The sequence below is a fragment of the Micromonospora sp. AMSO31t genome, from assembly GCF_008868175.1.
Lineage (GTDB): Bacteria > Actinomycetota > Actinomycetes > Mycobacteriales > Micromonosporaceae > Micromonospora.
On the sequence record NZ_WBKT01000021.1, the window covers coordinates 48,124 to 55,373 of the forward strand.

Here is a 7,250-nt window from a genome sequence, read left to right on the forward strand (position 1 = left end):
GTGTGGGTGGTTCTCGGCCTGGTGGCGGCCGGCGCGCTCGCGTCGGCGGTCGCCGGCCTGCTCTGGGCCCGGCGGCACCTGCTGCTGGTCTCGGTGGTGGGGCGGAGCATGGAACCCACGCTGCGCGCGGGCGACCGGGTGCTGGCCCGGCGGATCCCGCTGGACCGGGTCCGGGCCGGTGACGTCGTGGTGGTCCGCGCTCCGGCGGCCATGACCGCCGGGCGGCCGGGCCGGCCCGACGAGGGGCCGGGGCTGCTCATCAAGCGGGCGCACGCCGTGCCCGGCGACCCGGTGCCGGTCCAGCGGGTGCCGTTGCTGCGGCAGGGCGCCGACGCCACCGTGCCGGCGGGGCGGCTCGTGGTGCTCGGCGACAACGCGCCGTTCAGTTACGACTCGCGCGAGTGCGGCTACATCCCCGAGCCGGACGTGCTCGGCGTGGTGATCCGGCCCCGTCTCGGCGGCTGACGAGGACGTGCCGCGCGACCGGCACCGGTCGCGCGGCACACCCGTTCAGCAGAGGGTGGTCATCGTGCTGGCCCCGGCCGTGCAGTAGTAGCCGCACCCGCCGCAGTTCACCGCGCACGAGCCGCTGTAGCTGCACCGCTTGAGGTAGCAGGTGCCGCACACGGCGCACCAGGGGTCCGGCGGACAGCCGGCGGCGGCCGTCACCTTCGGCACGAACACGCCGAGCATCCGCTCACCCAGGCTCTCGAGTCGACGGAACATTCGTTCACCTCCTTTCGACACCGATCGATGCCGGGACGCTACGGCCGCCCGGTACACCGGGCCTACAGCGGCCACCGCCGCTCACCGCCGCTCGATGTATCCCCGATGTATCCACCGCTGGCAGCGTGGGCCTCCCCCCGCCGAAGGAGGTGGTACGGATGCGAGCGGTGGAGCTGGCCGCGCGGCTGCTGCTGGCCCTGGTGTTCCTCACCGCGGTCGTCGGCAAGCTGCGGACCCGGGCGGGCTTCGCCGGGTTCGTCGGCACGGTCGTCCAGTTCGGTGTGCCGGCCCGGTGGGCCGGTGCGGTCGCCCGGCTGGCCGTCGCCGCCGAGGCGGCCGTGGTGGTGCTGCTCGCCCCACCCGGCACGGCGCCCGCTGGCCTGCTGCTCGCCGCCGGCCTGCTGGGCGTGCTCACGGCCGCGATCGTCCGCGCGCTGCGCCGCGGCGCCCGCCCGGCCTGCCGCTGCTTCGGCGCCGGCGACGCCCCCATCGGCGCCCGGCACGTGACGCGCAACCTCGCCCTCACCGCCGCGGCGCTGCTCGGCCTGCTGGCCGGAGCGGTCGGCGGACCGGCGCCCGGCCCCGCGGGCCTGCTGCTCGCCGCCGGGCTGGCCGTGCCGCTCGCCGCGCTGGTGGTCCGCCTCGACGACCTGGTCGCCCTCTTCGCCCCGAGCCCGTCCCGGGCGGCCCACCCGGCCGGCCGCTCCTGACCACCCTGAAGGAGACCCCATGCCCCTGTTGACCGTCGCCGTCGTCCTGGTCGCCGCCCTCGGCCTGCTCAACCTCGTGCTGCTGCTCGGCGTGATCCGCCGGCTGCGGGAGCACACCGATCTGCTCAGCGAGCGGCAGTCCGCGCCGCCGGAGGTGATGCTGGAGGTGGGTTCGATCCCCGGCGACTTCGTCTCCACCACGGTGGACGGTCGCCTCCGGACCCGCGCCGACCTCCCGCCGATGACCCTGGTGGCGTTCATCTCCCCGGGCTGCGACCACTGTGAGGAGCAGCTGCCGCTGCTGCGCGAGCGGGCCGCCGAGATGCCCGGCGGCGCCGAGCACGTCTGGGTGGTCGTCGTCGGCAAGGGCCCGGAGACCCAGACGTACGCCGACCTGTTCACCGGACTCGCCACGGTCTTCGTCGAACCGGGCAGCGGCCCGCTGCCCACGGCGTTCGCGATCAAGGGCTTCCCGGCCTTCGGCCTGCTCGACGAGCGCGGCATCGTGAAGTCCACCGCCTTCGGCATTGCCCGGTTGGACCTCCCGGTGGCGCGGTGACCGAGCCACGGCTGACGCCCCGCCGGGCCGCCCGGCACGCCCGGGCGGCCCTCGGGCTCACCTGGCGGGCGGCCCCCGCCGGAACCCTGGTCGACCTCCTGCTCGCGCTGCTCGCCGGCGCCGCGCCGGTGGCCGTGGCCGGGCTGACCAAGCTGGTCCTGGACCGGCTCACCGGCGCCGCCGGCCGGGACCTGCCGCTGGCGCTACTCGGGGCCGGCCTGGCCGGGGCGGCCGCGGCCGGCGTGGTCCTGCCCCACCTGCGCCGGTACGTCGAGGCCGAACGGACCCGTGCGGTGTCCCGGCTGGTGCGCCACCGCCTGTTCGACGCCGTGTCCCGCCTGGTCGGCCTCGTACGCCTCGAGGACCCGGCCTACCAGGACCGGCTTCAGGCGGCCCAGCAGACCGGGCACCTCGGGCCGACCCAGCTCACCGGGAGCCTGCTCGGCGCGGCGCAGAGCGTGGTGGCGATCGGCGGCTTCCTCGGCGTGCTGCTCGCGCTGAGCCCGTTGACCGGCCTGCTGGTGCTGCTCGCGGCCCTGCCCACCCTGTGGATGCAGCTCCGGCTCAACCGGGCCCGCGCGGCCATGGTGCTGCGGCTGGAGCACTTCCAGCGCCGGGACCTGTTCTTCGCCCAGCTCATCACCGGCGTGCCGGCGGCCAAGGAGGTCCGGCTGTTCGGCCTGGGCCGCTTCTTCGGCGAGCGGATGCTCGACGAGCTGCACGGCATGCACCGGGTCGAGCGGCGGCTGGACGGCCGGGAGACCCGTGCCCAGGCTCTGCTCGCGCTGCTCGGCGCCGTGGTGGCCGGCGTGGGCGTGGTCTGGGTGGTCACCCGCGCCGCCACCGGCCGGGTCGGCGTCGGCGACGTGGCCCTGTTCCTGGCGGCCGTGCCCGGCGTGCAGGGCGCGCTCGGCGCACTGGTCGGCCAGGTCGGCTCCGTCCACCAGGCGCTGCTGCTGTTCGACCACTACGACGAGGTGGTCCACGCCGAACCGGACCTGCCGGTCCCCGTCGCGCCGCGCGCCGTCCCGCCGCTGCGGCACGGCATCGAGCTGCGCGACGTCTGGTTCCGCTACTCCCCGGAGCACCCCTGGGTGCTGCGCGGGGTGGACCTGCTCCTGCCGGCCGGGGCGACCACCGCGCTGGTCGGGCTCAACGGCGCCGGGAAGAGCACCCTGGTGAAGCTGCTCTGCCGGTTCTACGACCCGGAGCGCGGCGCCATCCTGTGGGACGGCGTGGACCTGCGCGAGTTCGACCCGGCGGCGCTGCGGGAGCGGCTGGGCGCCGTGTTCCAGGACTTCATGCCGTACGACCTCACGGCCGCGGAGAACATCGCCGTCGGCGACCTTGCTTCCCGCGACGACCCGGACCGGCTGCGGGCCGCCGCGCGGCAGGCCGGCGTGGACGGCGTGCTGGCCGCGCTGCCGCACGGGTACGACACCCTGCTCACCCGGATCTTCTTCGGCGGGCCGGACCGGGACGACCCGCGGGCCGGGGTGGTGCTCTCCGGCGGGCAGTGGCAGCGGGTGGCGCTGGCCCGGGGCTTCCTGCGGGCCGACCGCGACCTGCTCGTCCTCGACGAGCCCAGCTCGGGGCTGGACGCCGAGGCCGAGCACGACCTGCACAGCCGGCTGCGCACGCTGCGCCTGGGCCGGACCAGCCTGCTCGTGTCGCACCGGCTCAACGCGGTCCGGGACGCCGACGTCATCGTGGTGCTCGCCGACGGGCGGGTGGCCGAGCACGGCGACCACGACACGCTGCTCGCCGCCGGTGGCGGGTACGCCCGGCTCTTCGCCCTCCAGGCCCGCGGCTACCGCCAGGACGCCCCACCCGACGCCGCGCCGGACGCTCTCGCGGCAAGCCCAGCGGCGTAGCGGCCGAGGGCCGGTGCACCCCGGCCGGCCGGGGCGGCGGCGGGGCAGGTCAGCTCGCGTGCAGGTGAGCGGCGCCGGCCAGTCGGCATCGTTCGGCGCGGAGCAGCCGGGCCAGCCGGGCCAGGGAGCCGCCCTCGCCGAGGCGCCGCGCGGCGGCGCGCAGCGCCCGGGGCAGTCCCTCGCAGAGCGCCACCACGATGGCGGCCGCGGCGGGTTCGCCGTCCACCCGGCGATCGCCGACCAGCGCGCGCAGCAGCGCGAGCCCGTCGCAGGGCGGCAACGGGTCCAGGCGCAGCGCCGGGCCGTGCCCGTCGGGCAGCCGCGCGCGGCCGGTCACCAGCAGCGCGCAACCGCCGCGCGCCGGCAGTAGGCCGTCCACCTGCGTCGGGCCGGCGGCGTTGTCGAGCATCAGCAGCACCCGCCGGCCGAACAGCGCGGAGCGGACGCGGGCCTGTGCCTCGGCCACGGTGGTGGGCTCCGGGTCGGACGCCGGGTTCAGCGCCCGCAGCACCCGGTCGGCCACCTGGCGCGGCGGAAGCGGCTCGCCGGCCACCGACCCGCCGAGATCGAGGTGGAGCTGTCCGTCGGGAAAGGCGTCCAGCGCGGCGGTCGCGGCGCGCAGGGCCAGGGCGGACTTGCCGGCGCCGGCCGTGCCGTGCACGGACAGCAGCACCGGCCGGTCCCGGGTCCGGGCCAGCGCGGCGCCGAGCTGGGCCAGCTCGGCGTGCCGGCCGACGAACGGCCCCAGAGGGTACGGCAGCTCGTGCGGGACCGTCGGGACGCGGTCCACGGGGCGGCGGGTGTCCGGTCGCGACCCGGGCGCGGCGCGCACGACGGCGCGGTACCGCGCGGTCAGCTCCGGCCCGGGCGCCACGCCCAGCTCGCCGGCGAGCGCCCGGCAGGCCCGGCGGTACGTCCTCAGCGCCGCGGCCCGGTCGCCGGCCCGCTGCTCGGCGCTCATGAGCAGCGCCCAGCCGGTCTCCCGCAGCGGGTTCTCGACGAGGTGCTCGCCGAGCAGGCTCCGCAGTTCGGCCGAGCCGGGGTCGCCCAGCTCCAGCCGGCAGGCGGCGTACGCCTCCCGGGCCACGGCCCGGCGCTCGCGCAGCCGGTCGAAAGCGGCGGCGGTGCCCGGCCCGTACGCCGGCGGTGGCGTGTCGGACGACCAGAGCGCGAGGGCGCGGCCCAGCCGGTCCACCGCGTGGGCCACCGCGCCCCGGGCCTGGGCGGCCAGTCCCTCGGCGGTGAGCCGCTCGAACTCGGCGGCGTCCAGCTCGCCCGGGCCGGTGCGCAGCAGGTAGCCGCCGCCCTCCGCGCGGAGCCGGGGCGGCTCGCCGGGCACGGCGAGCAGCCGGCGCAGCTGGCTGGCGTGGCTGCGCAGGTTCGCCACCGCCGACGCGGGCGGCCGGCCGCCCCACAACTCCTCGCGGAGCCGCTCGACCGGCACCGGCGTGCCGGACTGCAGCAGCAGGACCACCAGCAGCGCGGTCGGCCGGCCGGCGGGCAGCCGGAGCCAGCGCCCGTCGCGGCAGGCCCGTACCGGACCGAGGATCTGCAGCGTCAGGCCCATGCGTCCTCCGTGCGCCCCCGCGGGCCGGCCGACCCGACCCCGCACCCCGTGAAACAACAATGTTAATCGATGGAAGCGGCATGTCATGACATTTGTTCGGACAGTGACCGCTTCGGCGACGAGAGCTGTTGCTCCGGGGGCGGGTCGGCCGTGGGGCGCCGGCGGTGGGCTCAGCCGGTGTACGGCAGGGTGATCCGGGAGGAGTCGCCGACGCCCAGCGTGGTGGCGGTGCCGCCGATGGCGTTCCACACCTCGACCCGCACCGTGCCGCCGGTCAGGTCGCCGAGGACGCCGGTGGCCGAGCGCAGCCCCTGGGTCTGCCGGTAGTGCTCCCAGCCGGGCACCGGGTCGGTGGCGAAGTACGCGTACGTCTCCACCCGGTCCCAGCCGCCGTCGCCGGTCCGGTCGTACGAGACCCGCACCTGGACGCCGTCGCCCACCGCGGTGCCGGCGTCGACGGAGAGGTCGAAGGCCGTCGCGCCGCCGGTCCACCGGCCGGTGAGGCCCCGGGCTGTGAAGACCTGCGCGTTGGTGGGCGTGCCGTCATGGTTGCCACCGGCCGTCGCCAGGCTCACCGTGCCGGGCGAGCCCGCCGCCGGGTCGAGCGCGCCGCCGGCCCGCAGGTAGCGGGTGGCGCTGAACGGGCCCGGGGTGGCCGTGGTGGACGGGCTGGGCGACGGGCTCGGGCCGCCACCCGGGCCGAACGGGCTGAGCGTGATGCCGGCGGCCCGCGGGTCGCCGTCGTGCACCAGCGACTCCTGGTTCAGCACGTCGTCGAAGGCGAACCCGTACGCCTTCCCGTCGGCCATGTTGGCGTGCACGATCCGCGAGTAGTGGTTGGTCAGCGTGCCCCGGTAGAAGTCGGCCGGGCCGCCGGAGGGCTGCAGGTCGAGGGTGCCCAGCGTGGAGCGGTGCAGGGCGGCGCAGAGGGTCCGGGCGATCGGGCCGACGACCTGGTCGTTCGGGGCGGCCAGCGCGCCGTCGCAGCCCCAGACGTCCGCGCTGGACGGCCGGCGGAACGTGGCCACCTGCCGGCCGCCGCCGTCGGTGAAGGCCAGCACGTCCCCGCTGGTCCGCCCGTAGTAGCGGACGCCCGGCTGGTCGGTGAAGGGGGCGACGGTCAGTGTCCTGGTTGCGTACGCCTGCCAGGCCGAGGCGATGTAGGGGTCGAGGTAGGTGCGGCTGAACAGCCCGGCGTCGGCGGCCTTGCCGGGGGCGAGCACCCGCAGCACCGTGCCGTCGGAGCGGGTCTGCACGGCGCCGCTCCAGCCCGACTGGGCGCGGATCGCGGCGATGACCCTGTTGCGCCCGTCGTCGACCGGCTGCCCGGTCCGCCGGGTGGTCCCGGTGGCGCCCGTGACGCTCACCGCGTGCGGCACGGCGAACATGTCCACCTGCGAGCTGTTGAGCCAGAGCCCGGCGTCGTTGTAGGTGAACTCGGACCAGTCGAACAGCAGGTCCCGGTTGGGGTCACCGGCCGCCCAGGGGGCGGGCTGGACCAGGCCGTCCGGGGTGAGGAAGAGCTTGAGCTTGGCGCCGAAGGAGAAGTAGACCCGGCCGGAGAGGTTGCGGGGCAGCCGCAGCACGGTGCTCGCCCCGTTGGCCGGGCCGGGCACGGCGACGTCCGGTGCGGGGGTGGGCGGCAGGCCGCCGGCCGGCCAGGGGGTGAAGGCGCCGCCGGCGGTGACGTAGCCGAGCCGGCCGGTGGTCAGGTCGGTGCCGAGGACGTACAGCCAGGTGGCGTCGGTGCGACCGGTGGCGTTGGTGACGGTCAGCGGGAGCAGGGCGGGGCCGGTGGCGCGGGCCAGCGAGGC

7 protein-coding genes are annotated in these 7,250 nt (G+C 76.9%); 4 read left to right on the top strand and 3 right to left on the bottom strand.

Features of this window, described 5'->3' with window-relative positions; all coding sequences use genetic code 11:
- On the top strand, window positions 1–465 hold the full coding sequence (locus tag F8274_RS07850; RefSeq protein WP_225853654.1) for a S26 family signal peptidase: 465 nt from the start codon (window positions 1–3) through the stop codon (window positions 463–465).
- A gap of 45 nt (window positions 466–510) precedes the next feature.
- On the opposite strand, the gene F8274_RS07855 is transcribed toward F8274_RS07850, so the two are convergent.
- Window positions 511–726 carry a hypothetical protein gene (locus F8274_RS07855; protein ID WP_151461614.1) on the bottom strand — a complete coding sequence of 72 codons (216 nt, stop codon included), beginning with the start codon at window positions 724–726 and terminating at the stop codon, window positions 511–513.
- 158 nt (window positions 727–884) lie between these two features.
- On the opposite strand from F8274_RS07855, the gene F8274_RS07860 reads away from it, so the two are divergent.
- The 3 genes from F8274_RS07860 to F8274_RS07870 are packed head-to-tail and all read left to right on the top strand — an operon-like array spanning window position 885 to window position 3,869.
- Window positions 885–1,436 (top strand): MauE/DoxX family redox-associated membrane protein, encoded by a 552-nt coding sequence (locus F8274_RS07860; RefSeq protein ID WP_151461615.1) that lies wholly within the window; start codon window positions 885–887, stop codon window positions 1,434–1,436.
- A gap of 19 nt (window positions 1,437–1,455) precedes the next feature.
- Entirely contained in the window at window positions 1,456–1,995 is a 540-nt protein-coding gene (locus tag F8274_RS07865; RefSeq protein ID WP_151461616.1) for a hypothetical protein, read from the top strand.
- On the top strand, window positions 1,992–3,869 hold the full coding sequence (locus F8274_RS07870; RefSeq protein ID WP_151461617.1) for an ABC transporter ATP-binding protein: 1,878 nt from the start codon (window positions 1,992–1,994) through the stop codon (window positions 3,867–3,869). Before F8274_RS07865 ends, F8274_RS07870 begins: the two co-directional genes overlap by 4 nt.
- 49 nt (window positions 3,870–3,918) lie before the next feature.
- Here F8274_RS07870 and F8274_RS07875 read toward each other — a convergent pair whose 3' ends face one another.
- On the bottom strand, window positions 3,919–5,436 hold the full coding sequence (locus tag F8274_RS07875) for an AfsR/SARP family transcriptional regulator (protein WP_192579746.1): 1,518 nt from the start codon (window positions 5,434–5,436) through the stop codon (window positions 3,919–3,921).
- Window positions 5,437–5,606: 170 nt separating this feature from the next.
- A partial coding sequence (locus tag F8274_RS07880) for a beta-1,3-glucanase family protein (RefSeq protein ID WP_151461619.1) occupies window positions 5,607–7,250 on the bottom strand: 1,644 nt, incomplete at its 5' end.

Bases quoted from the DNA above. Each gene is read 5' to 3' on its own strand.
- F8274_RS07855 (WP_151461614.1), bottom strand. From the start codon at position 726: ATGTTCCGTCGACTCGAGAGCCTGGGTGAGCGGATGCTCGGCGTGTTC.
- F8274_RS07860 (WP_151461615.1), top strand. From the start codon at position 885: ATGCGAGCGGTGGAGCTGGCCGCGCGGCTGCTGCTGGCCCTGGTGTTC.
- F8274_RS07875 (WP_192579746.1), bottom strand. From the start codon at position 5,436: ATGGGCCTGACGCTGCAGATCCTCGGTCCGGTACGGGCCTGCCGCGAC.
- F8274_RS07865 (WP_151461616.1), top strand. From the start codon at position 1,456: ATGCCCCTGTTGACCGTCGCCGTCGTCCTGGTCGCCGCCCTCGGCCTG.